The organism is Photobacterium toruni (genome assembly GCF_024529955.1).
Taxonomy (GTDB): Bacteria; Pseudomonadota; Gammaproteobacteria; order Enterobacterales; family Vibrionaceae; genus Photobacterium; species Photobacterium toruni.
In genome coordinates this window covers 309,119-330,499 of the sequence record NZ_AP024855.1, presented here as the reverse complement: position 1 = coordinate 330,499, position 21,381 = coordinate 309,119, and the positions used below count along the sequence as shown (strand labels likewise).

The 21,381-nt window shown below is 34.1% G+C and carries 19 protein-coding genes and 2 pseudogenes; 18 read left to right on the top strand and 3 right to left on the bottom strand.

Annotated features, from left to right (window positions below):
- Window positions 1-10 precede the first annotated feature (10 nt).
- The 6 genes from OC457_RS15730 (at window position 11) to OC457_RS20890 (ending at window position 7,461) form a co-directional block, all read left to right on the top strand.
- Window positions 11-1,183 (top strand): glycosyltransferase family 2 protein, encoded by a 1,173-nt coding sequence (locus OC457_RS15730; protein WP_080175307.1) that lies wholly within the window; start codon window positions 11-13, stop codon window positions 1,181-1,183.
- Between the two features lie 499 nt (window positions 1,184-1,682).
- The gene (locus OC457_RS15725) at window positions 1,683-1,964 is read left to right on the top strand and encodes a hypothetical protein (RefSeq protein ID WP_080175306.1); all 282 of its coding nucleotides are present in this window, start codon (window positions 1,683-1,685) and stop codon (window positions 1,962-1,964) included.
- A gap of 441 nt (window positions 1,965-2,405) precedes the next feature.
- Window positions 2,406-3,398 (top strand): radical SAM protein, encoded by a 993-nt coding sequence (locus OC457_RS15720; protein ID WP_080175305.1) that lies wholly within the window; start codon window positions 2,406-2,408, stop codon window positions 3,396-3,398.
- Between the two features lie 6 nt (window positions 3,399-3,404).
- Entirely contained in the window at window positions 3,405-4,679 is a 1,275-nt protein-coding gene (locus OC457_RS15715) for an HlyD family secretion protein (RefSeq protein WP_268876815.1), read from the top strand.
- Window positions 4,680-4,682: 3 nt separating this feature from the next.
- Window positions 4,683-6,815 carry a peptidase domain-containing ABC transporter gene (locus OC457_RS15710; RefSeq protein ID WP_080175303.1) on the top strand — a complete coding sequence of 711 codons (2,133 nt, stop codon included), beginning with the start codon at window positions 4,683-4,685 and terminating at the stop codon, window positions 6,813-6,815.
- 4 nt (window positions 6,816-6,819) lie between these two features.
- Window positions 6,820-7,461 carry a DapH/DapD/GlmU-related protein gene (locus tag OC457_RS20890; RefSeq protein WP_080175302.1) on the top strand — a complete coding sequence of 214 codons (642 nt, stop codon included), beginning with the start codon at window positions 6,820-6,822 and terminating at the stop codon, window positions 7,459-7,461.
- A 369-nt stretch (window positions 7,462-7,830) separates the two neighbouring features.
- Here the strand turns inward: OC457_RS20890 and OC457_RS15700 are convergent.
- Window positions 7,831-8,109: pseudogene (locus tag OC457_RS15700) on the bottom strand (transposase); the annotation flags it as partial.
- An 80-nt stretch (window positions 8,110-8,189) separates the two neighbouring features.
- On the opposite strand from OC457_RS15700, the gene OC457_RS15695 reads away from it, so the two are divergent.
- From OC457_RS15695 to OC457_RS15655, 9 genes and pseudogenes are all read left to right on the top strand, one after another.
- Window positions 8,190-8,531 carry a hypothetical protein gene (locus OC457_RS15695; protein WP_080175301.1) on the top strand — a complete coding sequence of 114 codons (342 nt, stop codon included), beginning with the start codon at window positions 8,190-8,192 and terminating at the stop codon, window positions 8,529-8,531.
- Window positions 8,532-8,643: 112 nt separating this feature from the next.
- Window positions 8,644-8,912 (top strand): annotated as a pseudogene (locus OC457_RS15690) (RidA family protein); the annotation flags it as partial.
- A gap of 1,094 nt (window positions 8,913-10,006) precedes the next feature.
- A complete protein-coding gene (locus OC457_RS15685; RefSeq protein WP_080175297.1) occupies window positions 10,007-11,035 on the top strand; it encodes an ion channel in 1,029 nt (342 codons plus the stop codon).
- Between the two features lie 206 nt (window positions 11,036-11,241).
- Window positions 11,242-11,502 carry a hypothetical protein gene (locus OC457_RS15680; RefSeq protein ID WP_080175296.1) on the top strand — a complete coding sequence of 87 codons (261 nt, stop codon included), beginning with the start codon at window positions 11,242-11,244 and terminating at the stop codon, window positions 11,500-11,502.
- 26 nt (window positions 11,503-11,528) lie between these two features.
- Entirely contained in the window at window positions 11,529-11,828 is a 300-nt protein-coding gene (locus OC457_RS15675; protein ID WP_080175295.1) for a hypothetical protein, read from the top strand.
- A gap of 277 nt (window positions 11,829-12,105) precedes the next feature.
- A complete protein-coding gene (locus tag OC457_RS15670) occupies window positions 12,106-12,492 on the top strand; it encodes a DUF2541 family protein (RefSeq protein ID WP_080175293.1) in 387 nt (128 codons plus the stop codon).
- Window positions 12,493-12,784: 292 nt separating this feature from the next.
- Window positions 12,785-13,633, top strand: a complete 849-nt coding sequence (locus tag OC457_RS15665; RefSeq protein ID WP_080175291.1) for a patatin-like phospholipase family protein — start codon at window positions 12,785-12,787, stop codon at window positions 13,631-13,633.
- 132 nt (window positions 13,634-13,765) lie between these two features.
- Window positions 13,766-14,419, top strand: a complete 654-nt coding sequence (nfsB, locus tag OC457_RS15660; protein WP_080175290.1) for an oxygen-insensitive NAD(P)H nitroreductase — start codon at window positions 13,766-13,768, stop codon at window positions 14,417-14,419.
- 3 nt (window positions 14,420-14,422) lie between these two features.
- Complete coding sequence (locus tag OC457_RS15655; protein ID WP_080175288.1) at window positions 14,423-14,713, top strand: putative quinol monooxygenase; 291 nt, start codon at window positions 14,423-14,425, stop codon at window positions 14,711-14,713.
- 85 nt (window positions 14,714-14,798) lie between these two features.
- Here the strand turns inward: OC457_RS15655 and OC457_RS15650 are convergent, their stop codons facing one another.
- Complete coding sequence (locus tag OC457_RS15650) at window positions 14,799-16,685, bottom strand: FAD-dependent oxidoreductase (RefSeq protein WP_080175287.1); 1,887 nt, start codon at window positions 16,683-16,685, stop codon at window positions 14,799-14,801.
- 440 nt (window positions 16,686-17,125) lie between these two features.
- Here OC457_RS15650 and OC457_RS15645 point away from each other — a divergent pair, with 440 nt between their 5' ends.
- The gene (locus OC457_RS15645) at window positions 17,126-17,740 is read left to right on the top strand and encodes a histidine phosphatase family protein (RefSeq protein ID WP_080175286.1); all 615 of its coding nucleotides are present in this window, start codon (window positions 17,126-17,128) and stop codon (window positions 17,738-17,740) included.
- Between the two features lie 259 nt (window positions 17,741-17,999).
- Window positions 18,000-18,281, top strand: a complete 282-nt coding sequence (locus tag OC457_RS15640) for a hypothetical protein (protein ID WP_080175285.1) — start codon at window positions 18,000-18,002, stop codon at window positions 18,279-18,281.
- Window positions 18,282-18,368: 87 nt separating this feature from the next.
- On the opposite strand, the gene OC457_RS15635 is transcribed toward OC457_RS15640, so the two are convergent.
- Complete coding sequence (locus OC457_RS15635) at window positions 18,369-19,349, bottom strand: GlxA family transcriptional regulator (protein WP_080175284.1); 981 nt, start codon at window positions 19,347-19,349, stop codon at window positions 18,369-18,371.
- Window positions 19,350-19,513: 164 nt separating this feature from the next.
- On the opposite strand from OC457_RS15635, the gene OC457_RS15630 reads away from it, so the two are divergent.
- Window positions 19,514-21,364 carry a beta-ketoacyl synthase gene (locus OC457_RS15630; protein ID WP_080175283.1) on the top strand — a complete coding sequence of 617 codons (1,851 nt, stop codon included), beginning with the start codon at window positions 19,514-19,516 and terminating at the stop codon, window positions 21,362-21,364.
- The last annotated feature ends 17 nt before the right edge of the window (window positions 21,365-21,381 follow it).

Genomic DNA, 21,381 nt, shown 5'->3' with positions numbered 1-21,381 from the left:
GTGTCGAATAATGTTTGATTTTCTTGAGCTAATTTTAATTTCAATATCATCAATAATATTATTTACAACGGTTGTATTATTGGTATTTTATAAGTATGGAAAAGAACAAGTAAATGTTAATAAATTACCGTCAGTGTCTGTTTTTGTTCCTTATTATAATGAAGATTCTGATATTTTATTAAAAACATTATCTTATTTAGATAATCAAGAATATCCATTACTGCTTGAAGTTTTAATAATAGATGATGGGTCAACGAATGATAGTAAAAAAGCTGTTGAGCAATGGTTAAATGTTCCAAGGCGACAAAAGTACTTATTAATAAACAAACATAAAAATAATGGGCGTAAAGGTTTTGCGTTGGATTGTGCTCTCAGCTTAGAGATTGCAACAGGAGATGCTTATGTCATTGTTGATAGTGATACGTTTATTGAACCAAATGGCATTAGAGCGTTAGTTAGTAAGTTATGGTCTGATGATAGATATGCAGCGGTATGTGGATATATTACTCCGAGCAATTATAAAGACAGTTTTATTGGATTATTACAGCATTATGAGCATATCAGTTTTTATGGTGCGATAAGAGCCGCACAGGATAAATTGGGTTGCGTCCCTGTTTTAGCTGGTGCCTTTGTTGCTCATCGCGCATCAGTAGTTAAAGATCTTGGCGGTTGGAGTGAATGGTTGGTTGAGGATATTGCTTGGTGTTGGAAAGCAATATCGAATGGATATAAGACAGGATATGCACCAAAAGCAAAAGCTTCAACACAATGTCCAACTGATTTAAAAAGTTTATTTAATCAAAGACGAAGATGGGCAAGAGGGCGAGTAGAAGCGTATGTTGTCGCGTGGAAAACTCATTGGTTTGCAGGTTTTTGTTCAACTCCTTGGTTTGTTATTACAGCGTTACAATATACTTTTCCATCGAGTATGATTTTATTAGGGGTAATGGTGATATTTCATATTTGGATCCCTTTTCTTTTAGGTGGAATAAATATGATATTTTATTTAATACTTGTTCATTTATATATCAAAGATAATGATTTACAACAGGAATTAACGACGAGTAAAATATTAAAGGCGCCTTTGTTTTCATTAGTATTAGAGTCGATTACTTGGTTGCCAAACCTTTTAGGATATATGGATGAAATATTAGGAAAAAATAAAATATGGCTAACAAGGTGAAATTCTCTTTGTTCTTTAATAGACACAATGATTTTGTGAAAATATAAACAATTATCACATAGTATAGATGTTATTCATAATAAGGTAGTATGGTTACTTATTAATAAGTGTAATGTAAAAAGAGGTTAGAATGAAAAGATGTCCAAACTGTTATAATAAAACGATAACTATTTATGATTTATATAAATTATCCGTTAAGAAAAAATTAATATGTTCGGAATGCTATTCTGAAATAAAATTTAAGAATAGTTATTATGTTTATATGGCAATATCATCTATTTGTATAATATTTATTGCTATTTCTAATTATCCTATTTTAATTAAAGCAATATTAATATTAATTATAGCCTTTATACCAATATTAATTTCAAAAACTTATTGCTATAAAAATGTTAATCGTTAATGTAACAATCCATGTGTATGATATTTAACATGGAAAATAAGATGATTTTAAATGAGCGCAGTAATTTTTACTGTTTAAATATATAAGGAAGAGATTATGTATAATTTAAGTGTAGATGAAATATCGATAGTGGATGGCGGCGGTGATGGTGGTTTTATTCAAAATGCTATTTATGGTGGGATTGCTGCTGGTGCAGGATATTATGCAGGGGCAGCCTTTGGACCTATAGGTGTTATTGTCGTTGGTGGGATCGCTGCTGGAATGAATACTAATAGTTCTTATAGTAACGCAGGTGTAGGAACAGGAACAAGTCAAACTTATGGAGGAAATGGCCTTTCTGTTGGTGGTCAGATGATGGGGGCTGGCCGTAGTTTTTAAAATTAAAAACATATAAGGGTTATTTTATATTTATCTTAAATTTTAACTCTAAAATCATGGTTTATATAATTAAATCAATATTTTTGTGTCTTTTAACTGCATTTTTAATTGGTTTTATAAAGTATTATTTTTTATTCCATTATTGGTGAGGTAAGCTTAGAACGGGGTAATGGATATGTTGATTTCTTTGGTACCATTATTTTGGTTCCTTTTTTTGAAACGTTGTTGCTCATATTATTAGGTGGGGTCGTTGTCGGTGGTGTTATTAGTGCTATTGGTGACCTTGGTAGTTGCATGTAAATTTATTTCCCCTTACCTATAAAGGTAAGGGGATAGGATATTAATAATGAATATTGTAAAATGTGTAATAATACTATAATCATCATATTAGTGTGTATGTCTTTTATGGTGTTTTTATTTTAGTTATATAATGGTGTACACATGAGAATTTTTAGTCTAAAAAATAAGTGTAACTATTTCTCTGTGAATTGGGCTTTAATTAATAATTGTAACTATAAATGCAGCTATTGTCATCCAGACTTAAATAGTGGGTCAATTAAAGCGCCATCGTATGATGTCGTGGTTAATTTTGTTGAAAATATAATGTCTCATTCTAAAAAACTTAGTTTAATTCCTTATTTTGAATTTGGAGGTGGAGAGGTAACTATTCTTAGATACTTCAGTGATCTTATTAAGTTTATTAATGAAAAAAATGGTGTAGTTTGTATTGTTTCAAATGGTTCAAAGTCTTTGTTATGGTGGCGAGAGAATGCTGAATATCTAAATGGCGTAAGCCTTAGTTACCATGTTAATGACATCAAAGATGAGGTTCATTTTTTGAAAGTGGCCAAAATATTAGAAAAATCGAAAAATACTCGATTGCATGTCAATGTGATGATGGATCCTCAAAAGTTTAATGATTGTTATTTGTTTGCTGAAAGTTTAAAAGAACAGGTTAAATGTTCAATTGCACTACAACCTCTATTTGAAGGTTTTGGTCACGGTGGTATTACAAAAAAATACAATTATACTGATAAGCAAGAGTCATTGATGCAAAGCTTCAAAGGCTGGCCAGACGAAAAGAATCTTCCAGAGCCGAGATCTTTTCTCGAAATTAAATATCTAGATGGCTCAAAAGAGACGCAATCAACTTTTGATTTGCTCATTAATGACCAAGTAAATTTTATTGGTTGGGATTGTTACGCCGGTGTTGAAAGTATAGTAATAACCTTTGCTGGTGAGATATACCGTGCATGGTGTATGCAGGATGGTGCAATAGGTTCTATTTATAATGAAAATATTACTTTACCTACTAAACCTATTCGTTGTCATACAAAAATTTGTCAATGTGGCGCTGATCTTTCTTCAACTAAAATTAATAAGCGATTAGTTGAACCATTAGGTAATACTATTGATGTGATTCAAATTATTTAAGAGATAATGGGTATGGTTGCACGAGGAAAAAATCTTTATCGACCAGAATATTTTGAAGCACAAAAAATAAGTAATGAAGGACGTATATTACTTAATACTTCTTTTAATCAAAATATTTATCTTGTGCTATCAATATTGGTATTGATAGCTGTCGTTATTTTTATTTCTTTTGCCGAATATGCAAGGCGAGAAACGTTAATCGGTATTGTTAGTCCTCTAGGTGGCATGGTTAAAGTTCAAGCTAATGATTCCGGCTTTGTAGAACAATTATTTGTCAAAGAAGGGGAACGTGTTGAAAGTATGACACCTCTTTATGAAATAAAAACAGAGCGCTTTGATGATACTGGTGTTGGTGTCAAAAAACGCATATTAGTATCTATTGAAAATCAATATAGAATTTTATTTGAACGTAAGAAACAAGAAATACAAAAGGCAGATTTTGAGCGAGAAGCGTTGACTGACGATATTAATAGATTAGATGATGAAGCTAATATTTTACACAATGTATTAAAACTTTCAAATAGTGAACTGGAGCTTACTCGGTCGTTATTTAATAAACAAAAGCCATTATTTAATAATAAATTTATATCAGAAGTTGAGCATCAAAAAAAACAACTTGAATTGTTTTCTAAAGAGTCCCAAGTACAAATTCATAAATTAAATCTTCAAAAATTAATAAGAGAAAAAGAAAAGCTCCTATTTACGCTTAAAAGTACTGATATTAACTTGAGTATTATATTGAAAGATATTGATAAGCAACTTGAGGTTATTACACAAAATAAAGTGGAATTTATATATCAGAGTGATAGTCAAGTTCTTTCTCCTATTAAAGGCGTAATAGCCTCAATACTTGCAGTTGAGGGACATTCTGTGAGTAATAGTCAGACTTTATTAGTTATTTCGCCTGACAGTGAAAAAGCATTTGTCGAACTGTATGCCCCAAGTCGAAGTATTGGCTTTATAAAGGTCGGACAGAAAGTTAGATTGAGATTTGATGCATTTCCTTATGAAAAATTTGGAGTACAGGCAGGGATTATTACTAGTATATCTAAATCAGCAATTGCAGCCGATATGATTTCAAATTACGGTTTGGTAAATAACACTGAAGTTGGAGGATTATATCAAGTAAGGGTTGAGCTATTGAAGCCAACAATAACGGTTTATGGGCGTGAAGAACGTTTTGTTTCCGGTATGACAGTTATCGCTGATGTTGAACTTGATACTCGTAAAATATACGAATGGATGCTTGAACCATTATATACAATCAAAGGGAAAGTTTAGTTCATGGAAATAAGAAATGAATTGGATTGGGGATGGGGAGATAAACTTTCTTTAGTGCGCCAAACTGAAAGTGCAGAATGTGGTGTTGCTTGTCTAGCAATGATCGCTGATTGGCATGGTCATAAAATAAGTTTAAGGCATTTGAGATCAAAGTTTGGTATTACACAGCATGGAATGTCATTTACTCGTCTTATTGAGTGTGCTGAGCTTTTAAAACTTTCAGGTAGAGCGGTGAGACTTGATTTAGATGAATTGTGTCAGTTGAGTACACCTTGTATTTTGCACTGGAATTTAAATCATTTTGTTGTTCTTAAATCCGTAAAAGGAAATAAAGTTGTTATTCATGATCCTGCAAATGGTGTTGTTAATTTAACGCTTGCTGATGTGAACAAGCATTTTACTGGTATTGCTCTTGAGTTAACACCTACACATGAGTTTAAAAAAATAGATGAAAAAGAAAAAATAAAACTATTCGAGCTTATTGGTAAAACAGTAGGTTTAAAATCTTCATTAATAAAGATTTTTGGATTTGCTTTAGTGTTAGAAGTTCTTTCTCTATTACTTCCAATGCTAAATCAAATCGTCATTGATGAGGTCTTAGTCGGTTACGATGAAAATTTATTGGTATTGATTATACTCGCTATACTTCTTATTACAGCAACTCAAACATTAATAAGTTTAGCGAAGGAGTGGGCAGCGATAACACTGTCAGTTAATTTTAATATGCAATGGACAGCGAATGTTTTTCATCATCTATTTCGTTTACCGATAGATTGGTTTGAAAAACGTGATATTGGTAGTATTAGTGCAAAATTTTCAGCTGTGAATGTTATTCAACATACGTTAACAACCAGTCTCATTCAAGCATTGCTTGATGTTGTTTTGGTTGTAGGCACATTAACAGTGATGTTTTTATATAGTCCATTACTTTCGGTGATAGCGATTATTGCTGCTGGTATTTATGTGATATTACGTTTTGCATGGTTTGGTACATTTAAAAGAGCAGAAGAAAATACGTGGGAAGCCAATACTAAAGAAGAAAGTTACTTTATAGAAACAGTACGTGGAGTATTAAGTCTTCGAGTTAATGGAACATTACCATGGCGAGAATCAGCATGGAAAAATTTAAATATTAATAGACGAAATGCACAGTTATATGAATTAAAGTTAGGGATGATATATAACACGATAAATATCACTATTATTAGTTTAGTTTCAGCAGCAGTGCTTTGGTTTGGTGCAAATTTGGTTCTAAGCGGACAATTTACAATTGGGATGCTTGTTGCTTTTCTATCATATCAAGGACGTTTTTCAGGAAGTATTAGTTCATTAATAGATAAATATTTTGAATATAAAATGCTTTCTGTTTATAACGAGAGACTGGCAGATATCGTTTTTAATCAGAAAGAAGTAAACAATGATTATATAATTGCATCAACTCAATATAAACCAGACGGTAATGATATTAATTTGATTGATTTTTGTGACGTTTCATTTTCTTATGGCATAAATGAACCACTTTTATTGAATAACGCTTCATTTAACGTAAAGCGTGGGGAGATCGTTGCTTTGATTGGCTCCTCTGGATGTGGAAAATCGACAATATCTAAATTATTACTTGGTATTTATAAACCGACAAAAGGTTGTATCCGTTTTTTTGGAAATTCCAATTTATCAATAAAAGAGATCCGAGGGCGTATTGGTGCTGTACTTCAAGATGATCAATTATTTAGCGGTTCAATAATTGAAAATATTACTTTTTTTGGTTCGGAATTAGATGAGGAATGGTTAGTTGAATGCGCTCGAAAAGCAGGTGTACATGATGATATTGAACGATTGAATATGGGATATCATACTTTAATTGGCGAAATGGGGGCGAGTTTATCTGGAGGTCAAAAACAAAGAATACTCATTGCCCGAGCATTATATAAAAAACCAGAATTATTGATATTAGATGAAGCAACAAGTAGTTTAGATATTTATACAGAATCACTTGTTTGTCAGACTTTCAGGGATATAGGGATCCCTATTATTATGATTGCTCACCGACCCGAAACTATTGCATCTGCTGATAGAGTATTTTTATTACATGATGGTTTAATAAAGGAAGTACCAAATACATTTAGAGTGGAGTGATTTTATGTATATCTCAAAGAGAATACTGTGTTCAAAAAACGATTCAAAATTAACAGATATACAAGTGATGGAACGATATACTCAATATTTTAACGCTAACTTTTGGGTTAGTTTTTCAGGTTGTCCATCTATTACGATGACACAAGTAAATGGCTCTGGTGTGATATCAAATTTAGATATCAAAACTAATACAATAGATATTGATTCTGGTTGTTATATTGAATCAACAGAGCTTCCAGCTTTTCCTTCTGGTCCAACTAAATTGACATGTGTTGCATTAAGAGATGAAACGTTTGGTCGAATTAGAATAGGGAAAAATTGCGTTCTCCAAGGAACATCTATTTGTTCATATAATTTAGTCGATATTGGTGACAGAGTTATCTTTGGTCCTAATGTAGTTATTATGGATTGTAGTGGACATGCAATTGAACGACGGGGGAATTCTGATGAATGGGAACGATTAAAAATATCACCTGTTTATATTGGGGATGATGCATGGTTAGGTTATGGCGTTATAGTATTACCAGGTGTTTCTATAGGTAAAAGAGCTGTAATTGGTGCAGGTAGTGTAGTAAGTAAAGATATTCCTGATGACTGTGTAGCAGTGGGGAATCCTTGTATAATTAAGCGTTTATTGATCCAATAGTGAATTTGACTTTGGAGATACTTTTCTGTTTTTAATCGCTTTATGAATAACACGATTCAGTGACTTATAGCGTTCGTTGTATAAATTGCTTTTCTGATACCCTTGGATATCTGAAAAACGTATTTAAATTCTCCCAATTATTTATTCACGACATTGATATTTGAGGATATGAAGTGGTCAAGGAAACGATTGGCAGTCTAGTGGTCAATATTACAAGACAAGACAAGACAAGATGTAGGTGTGCTGCACTTGGTACTGCAATTGGTTTTGGTAATGGCTGGGGCTGCGGTTGACTTGGGTTGCTCTAAGTTGTAATAAATAATAAGACGAGATAAAAACGGAGGAAGAATATGATATATCACAACCTGATTACCACCGAGACTCAGCCAACGTTAATAATTTCTCTGGCATCGGTGGTGATTTTGCACCACATTTAATTAGCGTATTGAATATATCTTCAACTCGAAATCGATAATTAAATCGAAAATAGAATTCACCAAGATAACGAGGAATATGCTTTTCTCTAATTGCGTGATATGTCCCTTTTATCGAATTTTTAACGTTACCAATCATGGTATCGACCCAATAAAATGCAGCTTCATATTGGTGAAGATATTTACCATTTTTTGGTAATGAACCATGAATAATACCTTGAAGTGGCCAATTTTACTTGACCACTTCAGTTGATACGCATGTTCACTTTATTTGTCCACCTCAGTATGGTGGTAATGGCTGAAATAGGAGATCCTAATGGTGCGTTACCTACACCACAACCGGTTCATTATCGTCCAATGGATGCCGCTTACGGAAAAGCAAAAATGAAGACATCAATTACTTTTATGTCTCAAGCTGCGATTGATGCGGGTCTTCCTGAAAAGTTACAGTTACAAAAAATGATTAGTGGTATTAAGAATACTCGAAATATATCAAAACAAGATATGATCCATAACCATTGCACGCCTGAAATTAAAGTGGATCCTAAAACATTTAGTGTATGGGTAAATGATGAACTCTTAGAATGTGAACCAATGCATGAATTACCATTAGCTCAAAACTACATGTTATTTTAAATAAAAGTGAGCAATGGAAATATTGACTTTATATACTCTACTTTTCCTATTTATCTTATAAAATAATTGAAAATAAATAATAATACATAAACTATTTTAGGATAAATATAATATGGTAAATAATATTATAAAAAATTCACGAAACACAAAAAATGCACCGAATAATTTAGTCTCAACGCAAAGTGTTGCATTTTCTCATTACAATCATATTTCAGGGCAATTACCATTAGATCCTAAAACGTTAATGGTTATATACAAGCACAAACAAAGCAATGTCTTAATAACATTAAAGCGATTATTGAAAGTATTGATCATGTGATAGATGATATTGTAAAGGTAAATATTCAGCTTAGAAATATGCTAGACATTGATGTAGCTGAATTGCAGCGATGGCTAAGTACGAATGTAAATATAAAAATTGCACATTCAACCATTCTAAGATGGTTAGATAAGCAATAAAATGTAAAAATACCTATTTATGTGAGTCATAAAGCAATAAAACAAGCAAGTATCAAGAGTATATAAAGATGAATATAATATATGATACTAATGTTATAATGTGTAATAAAAACAAGCATCAAATAATGTGTAATGAGTGCTTGAAAACAACGGATCGCCACATATTATCGTCCGTTGAGCAGTTTGGTACAACAACGGCTGATGATGATGTGTATTGGAATTGTAAAAACCAGATAATACAGTGTGTTATCTGTAATAAATTATCTTTTAGAACGATATCTATTTGCTCTGATTGTCAGGGTTATGATAAAAATAGAGAATATTATTACCCTGAAAAGATCAAGGTATATGAATAGCATTTTAGATAGTTAAAAATAAAAGCATACCGATAATTAATCATGATTATCGGCATGCTTTTTTATCTTATAAACTTATATAAAGAGGGGTATTCCGTACTATTGCTAGTATGATAATGCAATTTATTTTTCTTCTTTGTATATGTTATCTGATATATAGTATTATCTTTATTTATAAATAATGAAACCTCATCAAATATAATATCATTTATCACCTCTGTAGCAGATTCAAAAATAGCCAATATTAAACGAATACAATTATAACGTTCAATCGCAGATAAACCGATAAAGTTATCATTATTAACTATAAATTTAATTTCAATATCTGATGTATTATTTAAATTTTTAACTATAAAGTACATGATTAATATTTATGATTGTGTTTAAAATAAAGATATCATATGAGTTATTATAATTCCACTGCTCTTTTTTATTATGGTTATATCAAAGAGTATTGTTTATTAATTAAAAATGATAATAACTTAGAAATTAATTCATAATATCGAGGTAAGTTACTTATATATTAAAAATGACACACGGAAATCTAAATTTAATCAAAAAATATTTTTAGATTCAGTTAGCATTATTTTGCTGATAATACATACAAGATTGTGAGGATTGGTTAAACTGTTGATATAATGTAAATCAAAAGGAAAGTATATGCATGCACTATTAAAAGTCATAAAACAAGTCATTAATAAGCATTTTATGGCAATTAATAGGTATACGTTGATATTACTGATAGGCGGATATGTGATATCAAGTTGGGTAGGTCTGGTTCTTGCCAATGAGCCTCATCTAACCGATAACGTTGTAAGTTTTATTTACTATATAGTAACGACGAGCAGTACTGTTGGTTATGGTGATTTAAGCCCAATAACAACACACGGACAGCTCTTTAGTGCTTTATTTATTATTCCATGTGGTGTGGGTTTATTTGCATTATCGATTGGTAAAATTGCGGTATTTTTTACTGATTTTTGGCGTGCGAATCGAAGAGGGAAACAACATTTGAATTTAAAAAATCATATTATTGTTATTGGTATTAATAGTCGTCGTACGCCGCATTTGTTAGAGATGTTAAGAAGAGAAGAGCAAGGACGACGTGAAATTGTAGTGGTGTCGTGTGAGTATGAAGAATCACCATTTGATACCGATATTCATTTTGTTCGAGTTAACTCATTTACTGATGCGATAGAAATGGAACGGGCGAGTCTTTCAATGGCAAGTGCTGTGATCGTTGATACCGATTTAGATGATGCAACATTAACGGTAAGCTTATTTATTGCAGAGCAAAATAGTGATGCACATTTGGTTGCTCATTTTGATGATTCAATTAAGCGTGATTTGTTACATAAATACTGTCCTAATTCAGAATGTATTTCATCATTGTCAACAGAGTTAGTGGCTAAATCCGTTATCGATAAGGGATCAAGTTTTATTCATTCAGAGTTGGTGAGTGCACATAAAGGGCAAACACAATATTCGATTAAAGTACCTGAAAATGTTGATAATATGACATTGGAATCAATTTATTATACGTTTAAGAAACGGCATGAAGCGATCATTATTGCGGTACATCAACATGATAAAGCTTGTGAAATTAACCCAAGTTTAGCAACGATACTTAAAACGGGTGATATTGTTTATTACATTGCTGATGAACGTATTGCTGATTTCGTTTGGTAATTATTAATCTATGCATGATTTTGTGGAATAAATCACAGATCAATCTTTGTTTAATATACTAATTGTCAATTAGCATATAATAATATGCCATCAAGTTTATATACTTTTTTGTGATTATCGATGCGGTAAAAATATAAGATATTGGCGGTAATCAGACTTAAATTGAACATAAGTTGTATGTAAATATTTATCATAAGGAAATGACTATGCAGTGGGATGATGTAAATGGTCCGAGATCTTTCTTTGGCAAAGCGCCTGTAGATATTTATAAGCCTATAGAGATAGGAGAAATTGTAAAATTACGTATAAATAGGGATGAAGTTAAAGTGAAAATTAGTGATTGCCAGTCTGAAATGATGAAGGGTGAAATTGTTGATATTAACTTTAATACAGTGCTGGTTACATTAGTTAATGGCGATATGGTCGAGTTTTTACCTCGAAATATTGTAACGTTATACCGTAATTAGTGAAATGATGATAAAGGATAATTGATTTGGTAGGTATAAGTAAATCAGGTGCTGAACGTTATGGAAGAATGTTCGCCCAATTAACTGATGAATCATGGATCTTTGGTGTGGTTGTTGCTACCGTTTTCTTTGTCATAACGTTATGCCTAAGCTATATCATTATTTATTATGTCCCTCTTTATCAGCCAACGACAGATTCAGCAATTGCGATAATGACGACATTAAGACCATTAATGTTTGTATTTCCTGTTATTACGATGGGATTGACTTTTGCGGCTGGTTTTCGGTCGGTTAAATCATATTTAGATCATAAAAGAATGATGTAACAGGATATTAGAAAAATAACTTATAACGCTTACGTATTAATATAAATAGTAATAGCGTATTTTTACGGTTAAATAACGAGGTAACTTGTTTTAACTTCGGGTTTTTAATGTTGACAATTAGTTACATCTGGTTTTAGTTGCTAATATTGACGCATTTTCTAATATTTATAGAATGAAATTGTGACTACTTACTTATTTGATGGGTAAGTATTTGCTCGTTTTTTTATGAATGTACGTTACGATAGCGGCAGTTTATCGTCCACTTATTTAATAGATCATGAATATAAAAAAAGCACTACCTTACTTATTTGTTGGCCTAAGTTTTTTTAGTAGTATACCAATGGCTCAAGCCTATGACCAAATAACATTAGGCCGTACTATTTTACTTGAAATTGGTAACCATGGCGCAAAAATTCCATTAATAGTGTGTCGTAATACGGATGCCATTAAGGTAAAAGCAGAGCGAAACTTACGTCTTGAACGTATTAAAGTGACCTTTAGAAATGGTGAAACACGTAATGTATCTTTCTATCGTGATCTGAAAAAAAATCAGGAAACGAGCTGGCGTAAATTCGCATACAAACGTTGTGTGACAAAGCTAGAAGTCTTTGGTAATTCTGATGGAACACGCGCTGGAGTGAAAGTTTTTGGTCGTCAAAAATAATTCTGAAGGTTAAATAAAAACGTCATACATTTTCTTTATAGGGATTGTATGGCGTTTTTTTTGATTTTTTAGGCCTGAATGTTTAATCCACTCCATTATATACTGACGGTGATCAGTATTTATTAAATATACTCGTATCATTGTTACAGTGTGTTTAGTCATGAAAATTAAATATGCAATAAAAGTATATTTTTTCTATAGTTGCATGCAGTAATATTCACTATATATTAATATTCTAATTTTATACATAATTGAATATTACTTAGTTCATGACTTATAAGGATCAATATTTATGAATGATACACCTAAGCGTGCTTTAGTGGTTGAAGGTGGAGCTATGCGTGGTATTTTTGCTACGGGTGTTCTGGATGCTTTTCTTGAAAAAGATTATAACCCGTTCGATTTTACGATTGGTGTTTCGGCTGGATCAATGGTGTTAATGGGATACTTATGTAAAAACTATAAGCGTAATTATCATGTGATCACTGAGTATGCACGCAGTAAGTCATTTATTAATTATTTGCGTTTTGCTAAAGGTGGCAATCTTATAGATATTGATTGGCTATGGTCTGAAAGTATTAATAATTTGCCATTAGAAATTGATAAATATGAAAGCCAAGGGATCCCGCTATTTGCAACCACAACAAATATTGTAACGGGTGATGCTGACTATATTGAGGTTAAACGGGATAATTTACAAAGTTTGATGACAGCAACATGTGCTTTGCCTATTGTTTATCGTAATTTCCCTAAAGTTGATGGTATTGCCATGAGTGATGGTGGCATTGCTGATCCTATTCCTGTAATTGAAGCTTATCGTCGTGGCGCTCGTGATATTACAGTGGTTTTATCTCATGCGCAGGCAAATTTTGTTCATAGTCATCAGGTTCCTTGGTTAACCCGTAAGATTTTTAAAACTACACCGGTATTTGGTCAAGAATTTTTGACCAAGGAATCTCGATATAATAAAGCACTATATTTTATTCGAAATCCTCCTGCTGATTGTCGTATTACTGCAATTGTTCCAAATAAAGATTTTTTGATTAAACGATTAACGCGTGATGTAAATAAATTGAATGCGGGTTATGAGCTTGGGCGTCAGGCTGGGTTTACGGCAATTATTAATGATCGTTTAAAATAGGCGTTGAGCGATACCTTTATTGACGATCATTAAAAATGAGTTTGGAAAATCAGTGTTATTACATGGGTTTTCCTTTTTACCATGAAAGAGTATGGTAGGAGCTTAAGAAATAGCGGGTGTTAGGTAAATAATATGAGCATTGTTGATACTGCTAAAAAACGTTATTCAACCAAGGTTTTTGATCCTTCTCGTAAGTTAACCGATGATCAATTACAACAAATTAAAGCGTTAATTCGGTTAAGTGCTTCTAGCGTAAACTCGCAGCCTTGGCATGTTATCGTTGCAGCAACCGATAATGCTAAGCAGCGTGTAGCAAAAGCGACTGAAGGGCCTTATGTGTTTAATCAGCCTAAAATACTGAATGCCTCACATGTTTTTGTCTTTTGCTCAAAGACAGCGATTGATGATGACTATCTTGATGATTTACTCATGTGTGAACAACAAGATGGGCGTTTTTCAAATGAACAATCAAAGCAACGTATGGTCGATGGGCGTAGATTTTTTGTTGATTTACATCGAAAAACGTTGGGTGATGTTGATCATTGGATGCAAAAGCAAGTGTATCTAAACATTGGTTCATTATTATTAGGCGTTGCTGCCATGGGTATTGATGCTGTGCCTATTGAAGGCTTCGATCGTGATGTTTTAGATGAAGAATTTAATCTTAATGAGCAAGGTTTTACGAGCTTAGTGGTAGTGCCTGTTGGCTACCATAGTATTGATGATTTTAATGTGAACGTGCCTAAATCACGTTGGCATGATGAACAAATTTTTACGGAGTGTTAAAGAATGATTTACCTATTAGCAGAAATTAAAGCAAATCCTAATTGTATTGAAAAAGCACAAGCATTATTAGAATCGTTGATTGCACCGACGCATTTAGAGAAAGGTTGTGAGAGCTACCAGTTGTTTGCGGATCAAAATGTAGAGGGTTTATTTGTAATGCAAGAAGTGTGGCTTTCTCAAGCACATCTTGATGATCATTTAGCAAGTGCACATTTTTTGAATTTTTTAACAGCTGCGGAAGAATACAAATTATTTGAATATGTGAACTTACGTCCAATGAATTTGGTTGGATGATTTCAGGTTTTATAATAAAACAGCTATAAAAAGCCACTCTCGTTTATTGGTTATATAATCGAGTGTGGCTTTTTTGATTGTGTTGTTACGCCGTTATTGGGCGTAATCCGCTGATAATTAATCGCTTATCAACATGATAATCTGTTGCATAATGGCGTAATTTACAGTCATTACCATCATGACAACCACAGCTTAAACAACGTTTTGCTTCATTTATTGCTGCTTGATGGCTATAGCCTTTTTCCACTTCGTTAAAACTTAAATGGCGCGCATGTACGTGTAGTTCAGACATTTTATTGCGCATAAGATGTGTTAATACATGTTCAAGCTCGGTATCAATATCGGCTGAATCGTTATCTGCAAGTAACGTACGCATAATATTTTTGAGTTTATTGACATGATCGGGGCGAATTAAATGCCCACGAGCGACATTACGCTCACGAAATGACTCAGTGTAGAGTTTTTCCATGTTACCACCAAACTGAGCATCAATAGCTTGTGCCGCTTTACGTCCGTCAGCAATGGCTTCGATTGCAGTGGCTGGTCCGCGACGAAAATCGCCAATACCAAAGATATTATCGACGCCAGAATACATGGTTTGTTCATCAGTATTGAGCGTATTCCAACGACTCATTGGTAACTCAGTGGTATCGTTAGCTAAAAAATCAGTATTGGTTTTTTGTGATACCGCCGCAATCACCGTATCAAATTCCGCAAAGATATATTCACCGGTAGCTTTAGGAGAACAACGTCCAGAAGCATCCGGTTCACCTAGCGCCATTGTTTCTAATTTTACTTGGCAAATATGACCATTGTCATCGGCAATATTTTCGACAGGGTTAGTCAAAAATAGGAATTTAACCCCTTCGTGTTCAGCTTCTTCTATTTCGTATAATTCAGCCGGCATTTCATCACGGGTTCGACGATAGATAAGGGTAGTGTCTGCACCTAAACGTAATGCTGTTCGTGCGCAGTCAATCGCTGTATTACCGCCACCAATAACGGCTACTTTTTTACCGATAGTGTATTGTTTATCAAGCATTTGATCTTTTAAAAAATCGACTCCAAGATAATGGCCATTAAGATCGGTACCTTGATAATGCATTTCACTTGCAAGTGAAGCGCCTATCGCTAAACAAACGGCATCATAGTCGTGTTGTAATGATGATAGAGTAAAATCAGTGCCTAGTTTTTTGTTAGTTTCAACTGTCATACCATTGCGACACATGATGTCAATTTCTTGATCTAATACATCTTTAGGCAGGCGGTATTCTGGAATGCCATAACGCAACCAACCGCCAGCTTGCGGCATAGATTCAAATACTGTGACGTTGTAACCTTCATTGCTTAGAAAATAGCCACAACTTAAGCCTCCAGGACCTGCACCAACAATGGCAATATGTTGTGGTTTGGTCGGTTTTTTCTCTGGGGTATAAGCATGTAATGATGCTAAATCAATATCAGCGGCATAGCGTTTGATTTGTCGAATTGCAATTGAGCCATCTACCAATTTACGTTGGCATTTTGCTTCACAAAAGGCGGGACATACTCGGCCAATAGACAGTGGCATTGGTAGTGTTTTTTTGATGACTTCAATGGCTTTTTGAGGCTGATTAGTAGCAATGAAATAGAGATAAGATTGAATATCAACATCTGCTGGGCAAGCAACTTGACAAGGTGGAACACTGCAACTGATATTAGGTGCGGATAAAATCTGTTCTAAAACATGCTTACGACGTTGGATCAACGCTGATGACATTGTTGTAATGTTCATGCCTTCTGCAGGATGTATGTTGCAAGCCTTCACTGTGCCGTGGTGTTCAATTTCAACGTCACATAAGTCACAATTATGATGAAAACCGTCAATACCACACAGTGATGGAATAGTAATGCCACATTTTTCTGCAGCTTTGAGCAAGGTTAGACTTTTATTTACCTTGAATGTGTTACCGTCAATAATGATATTTACCATTAATAGTCTCTATTCTTTTTATCGACTGAGCGCGAATCTGTCTTGATATTATTAGTGCGTCTCAGTGATTTTTAATTATTTTATGAATTACTTAAAGGCTATATCCGTATAAGCCAAAGATGCGAATTGCTTATAACAAAGCAGAAGTTAGACGTATAAAAGTGTCTATTATATGTTCGTTGGCTAAATAGGGATGGCATCATAGCATGATGCTTTATGGGTATAAAGAGAGCTGTTGTCTACAATTATTTATTTTATTTATTTAAAATCATAAGGTTAATTAATGTAATCGTTTGCGTCGTTCTGTTTTAATCTTTAATTTATTTTTCATTGAAAGATTGAATGTAAGAATAAAAAATAGACGTTATTGTTTGTTTTTGGTTTTTTTATTGTTGGAGATACCGTGATAGTATAATCTAAAGCTTACGCAAGGGGGCACAATGTCAAAAAGCATATTTTTATTACGTCATGGTCAAACAGTTTTTAATGCACAACAACGCTTACAAGGACATTGTAATTCTAGTTTAACGGATTTAGGACAACAACAAGCAGCGACTATTGGTTCATCGTTAAAAAACAAATTAGCAAACAAACGGCAGTGGACAATTTATTCAAGTCCATTAGGTCGAGCTATGCAAACAGCGACGATTGTTGCTCAACAAATAGGTATCGAGCCAGAAAAGATTGTGCAAGATATACGTCTACAAGAGTTTTGTTTAGGTGATTGGGAAAAAGCATATATTCCTGATCTTAAAGCTCAGCAACCACGACTTTTTGAGCAACGTGATTGGTATTTAATGGCACCAAATGCCGAATCATATTACGGCGTAAAAGATCGTATTGAAGATTTTTTAGCTGATGTTTCAGTACCTGAAAATATCATTATCATCTCTCATGGTTTAACGGGTGCTGTATTTCGTGGAGTATATGCAGGCATGACTTATAATGAGGTATTTTCTCAAGATTTACCCCAAGATGCCTACTTCTTATTAGCTAATGATAAAATTAGTCGTATTCAGTGTGATATTTATAGTGAAATGACGTTAGCCGTTTAAGCTATTATTACAGCAAACTAATAGTAACGTTTTGGCTATGAATAAAAATTATCTTTCCTTTCACTGTAAAGTATAATAAAACATACTGTACATAACGAATTAATGCTTGTGTTCATGATCTGTTCATTTATCAAAAGCTATTATCAATACAGATAATAAAAAGATTGAATTGATGTTAAAACAAGCAGACTTATCAGGTACGAAATAAACATTAGGATAACCTAATAGCCTGATTAATATGATTTAGAGAGGCGTGTCCATGAGAAATTTAGTTACTGGTTTTTTTGCTGTTGTAATCGGTTTATTTGCCGTTTCTTTTGCTACCATTATGGCATTGTTTCTTGGCCTTGCAGCAATGATTGCGAAGCCATTTATTAAACGTAAACTTGCTGCTGAAGGCATGCAATTTGAAGAAAATAATTTCACCGAAGGTTTTGCTGGACAAGATGAAACCATGAACAGTGTATTTCGTCAGCAACGTCAAACGACAGCAAACGTGATTGATGGTGAATATGAAGATGTGACGAGTCGAAAATTTTAATCGATGTCATACCGATAAAAATAAAAACGCCTAGCATTAAATGCTGGGCGTTTTTATATGTATTTTTTGATGATTAATGATTGATGTTCATTGAACGTTGTAAGCTTTTGCTTTTACCATATTACGGTATTGAGAAGGGGTAATATCAAATTCTTTTTGAAATCGGGTTGAAAAATGATAAGCGTCTTTATATCCCACTTGTTCTGATACATCAGATAACGACATACCAAAATCCCGCAATAATTCTTTCGCTGTTTCCATTCTGATTTTTCGTAAATATTGATGAGGAGCTTGGCCTACCTGATCTTTAAATTTACGATTAAAACTACGCAATGGTAGCGCACAATGTTGCGCTATTTGCTTAGTGGTTAATGGTTGTGACATATAGCGTTGCATCCAATCTTGTGCTTGAGCGATAGATTCATCAAATTGCACTTGACCACCAATTTCATAAAAAGGCTGATGACCTGACTTACTTATTTCGTGGCCATAATGGGTTTCGATGGTATTAGCAATTTTCTGACCATAATATTTGGAGATAAGATATAGCACCATTTCCGTTTGCGAGTTAATACTTTCGGTGCAATAAAGCCCATTTGCAGAGGTAATAGAAGCTTGACGATTAAGTTTTATATGGGGGTAACGTTGTGAAAATTTATCATAAAAATACCAGTGGGTGGTGGCGGTTTGATCGTTTAATAAACCAGTTTCAGCAAGCCAAGTGACACCTGTGCCTGTTGCAATGATTTGTGCACCATTGTGATATTGTTTGATCAACCAAGCTGGAATTTCTGGATGTCTTGATAGTGAGGATATAGGGTTTCCCCACATAGGCGGTACAATAATAATGTCAAAATTAGACGGATCATCAAAAGTAATATCGGGTTGAATTCGAATGCCTGCCGTTAAGGTTGGTGACTTAAGTGTTGATGCAATGAGTTTAATTTCAAAAGGGGATTGCTGTTGGGTTTTTCTATCACGAAGGCTTGCGGCACTGGTTAACATTTCAGCACTTAATGAAATACCGGTAATCAATGCTCTGTGGAAAAGTATAAAACCTACTCTCATTATGCCACCTTCAACTGTTGTTGCTTACAAAATAAGCACTATTATAATGTTTTTATTATTATGGCTGAAATGTAAGTGATTTTGGCATAAATATAGAATGAATCACAGCTTAATCCTGATATTCTGATTTCAACGATGTATTAAATCGATCTCAGGATATTAAAATGGCAAAGTTACCGCTAATTGTTGGTCTAGGTGGCATTAATGCTGCTGGTCGTAGTTCAGGCTTTCACAGCTACAAACTGATGGTTGCTGATGTGCTATCTGAAGAAGCAATGCAATCAACATGGCAAGATCTCGCTCATCGTATGGGATTGAGTGATGATGGTGCTATTACTGAAGATATTATTACTGCAATTAAAGCGGGTACTTGTGTACGCCGTATTGAGTCTTTTGATCCTGATAATTTACTATATCAATATAAAGCCAATCTTAATTCAGCAGATGATCAAATCACCTTTACGTTACGTAAATCAAAATTACCGAATCATATTCCCAGTCATTGGCAGGTTGATATTCAAGGTACAAAAGCCATTATTACTGTAAATGGTAATTTTGATGCGCTTGTTGAAGGTCGAATTGCTTTTCCTGTGTCTAGTGGCGGTAATATTCCAACGGGTTTTGATCCTAGTAAATTATATAATTCTCGTTTCCATCCGCGTGGTTTGTCTCTTACTGTATACGGTGCATCCGATGCGCTTAATTCATTAGGTTTTGAATGGGATGAAGTTTTACGTCATATTAAACCCGATGAAGTTTCAGTATATGCTGGTAGTGGTTTAGCGCAAATTGATGATAACTCACTAGGTGGTATGATTGCCGCACACCTTACTGGCGGTCGTGTAAGTTCTAAAATGATGGCGTTATCATTAGCACAAATGCCGGCTGACTTTATTAATGGTTATGTGATTAACAGTATTGGTGCAACGGGCACAAATATGGGAGCGTGTGCGACGTTCTTATATAATCTGCGTCAAGGTATGCATGATATTCAACACGGTAAAGCGAAAGTTGTGATTGTCGGTAATGCAGAAGCTCCCGTCGTTCCTGAAATTATGGAAGGCTTTCGAGTGATGGGCGCATTAGCAGAGGATGAACAATTAAAAGCATTGGATGGGACTGATAGTGTTGATAATCGTCGTGCTTGTCGTCCATTTTCATCAAATGCAGGTTTTACCATGGCAGAATCTGCACAATTTGTAGTGCTAATGGATGATGAATTAGCACTTGAGTTAGGGGCTAATATCTATGGCTCTGTGGCTGATGTGTTTGTGAATGCAGATGCCAATAAAAAGTCGATTTCAGCACCTGGTGTGGGTAACTATGTCACAGTGGCAAAAGCGGCGGCATTGGCAAAAGCGATCCTTGGTGAAGAGGGCGTGAAGCAAACATTTGTACAGGCACACGGCACAGGTACACCGCAAAATCGCGTAACAGAAAGCCATATTCTTAACGAAGTTGCTAAAACGTTTGGTATTGAAAACTGGCCGGTTGCAGCAATTAAATCGTATGTGGGTCATTCAATGAGTGCTGCCGCAGGCGATCAGCTTGTAGCCTCATTAGGTGTATGGCAATACGGGTGGCTACCTGCGATTAATACGATTGATCATATTGCTGATGATGTTCATAGCTCAAACCTTAATATATTGACAAAGCATACCTTTGCGGGTGAATGTGGACAAGATTACAAAGCCGTTATTCTTAATGCGAAAGGTTTTGGTGGTAATAATGCATCAGGACTAGTGTTATCACCTCAACAAACTATAGCTATGCTAACCGCAAAATACGGTAATGATGTAATAGCAGCTTACCAAGTGCGTAACCAGACCATTAAAACAGTTACAGTTAGTAATGACAGTAATGCATGCCAAGGACAAGAAACGATTCGGTATCAGTTTGGTGAGGCAGTAATGGATGAGCATTCAGTTACCATTACACCTGAAGCGATTAAACTGTCTGAGTTCGAACATGCAATTGCATTAAACAGTATTAATCCTTATGCAGATTACAGCTAGAATAAGTAAATAGGAAA

Excerpts from the sequence above, each read along its gene's own strand:
- OC457_RS15730 (WP_080175307.1), top strand. The coding sequence starts at position 11 with ATGTTTGATTTTCTTGAGCTAATTTTAATTTCAATATCATCAATAATA.
- OC457_RS15725 (WP_080175306.1), top strand. The coding sequence starts at position 1,683 with ATGTATAATTTAAGTGTAGATGAAATATCGATAGTGGATGGCGGCGGT.
- OC457_RS15720 (WP_080175305.1), top strand. The coding sequence starts at position 2,406 with ATGAGAATTTTTAGTCTAAAAAATAAGTGTAACTATTTCTCTGTGAAT.
- OC457_RS15715 (WP_268876815.1), top strand. The coding sequence starts at position 3,405 with ATGGGTATGGTTGCACGAGGAAAAAATCTTTATCGACCAGAATATTTT.
- OC457_RS15710 (WP_080175303.1), top strand. The coding sequence starts at position 4,683 with ATGGAAATAAGAAATGAATTGGATTGGGGATGGGGAGATAAACTTTCT.
- OC457_RS20890 (WP_080175302.1), top strand. The coding sequence starts at position 6,820 with ATGTATATCTCAAAGAGAATACTGTGTTCAAAAAACGATTCAAAATTA.
- OC457_RS15695 (WP_080175301.1), top strand. The coding sequence starts at position 8,190 with ATGGCTGAAATAGGAGATCCTAATGGTGCGTTACCTACACCACAACCG.
- OC457_RS15685 (WP_080175297.1), top strand. The coding sequence starts at position 10,007 with ATGCATGCACTATTAAAAGTCATAAAACAAGTCATTAATAAGCATTTT.
- OC457_RS15680 (WP_080175296.1), top strand. The coding sequence starts at position 11,242 with ATGCAGTGGGATGATGTAAATGGTCCGAGATCTTTCTTTGGCAAAGCG.
- OC457_RS15670 (WP_080175293.1), top strand. The coding sequence starts at position 12,106 with ATGAATATAAAAAAAGCACTACCTTACTTATTTGTTGGCCTAAGTTTT.
- OC457_RS15665 (WP_080175291.1), top strand. The coding sequence starts at position 12,785 with ATGAATGATACACCTAAGCGTGCTTTAGTGGTTGAAGGTGGAGCTATG.
- nfsB (WP_080175290.1), top strand. The coding sequence starts at position 13,766 with ATGAGCATTGTTGATACTGCTAAAAAACGTTATTCAACCAAGGTTTTT.
- OC457_RS15655 (WP_080175288.1), top strand. The coding sequence starts at position 14,423 with ATGATTTACCTATTAGCAGAAATTAAAGCAAATCCTAATTGTATTGAA.
- OC457_RS15650 (WP_080175287.1), bottom strand. The coding sequence starts at position 16,685 with ATGGTAAATATCATTATTGACGGTAACACATTCAAGGTAAATAAAAGT.
- OC457_RS15645 (WP_080175286.1), top strand. The coding sequence starts at position 17,126 with ATGTCAAAAAGCATATTTTTATTACGTCATGGTCAAACAGTTTTTAAT.
- OC457_RS15640 (WP_080175285.1), top strand. The coding sequence starts at position 18,000 with ATGAGAAATTTAGTTACTGGTTTTTTTGCTGTTGTAATCGGTTTATTT.
- OC457_RS15635 (WP_080175284.1), bottom strand. The coding sequence starts at position 19,349 with ATGAGAGTAGGTTTTATACTTTTCCACAGAGCATTGATTACCGGTATT.
- OC457_RS15630 (WP_080175283.1), top strand. The coding sequence starts at position 19,514 with ATGGCAAAGTTACCGCTAATTGTTGGTCTAGGTGGCATTAATGCTGCT.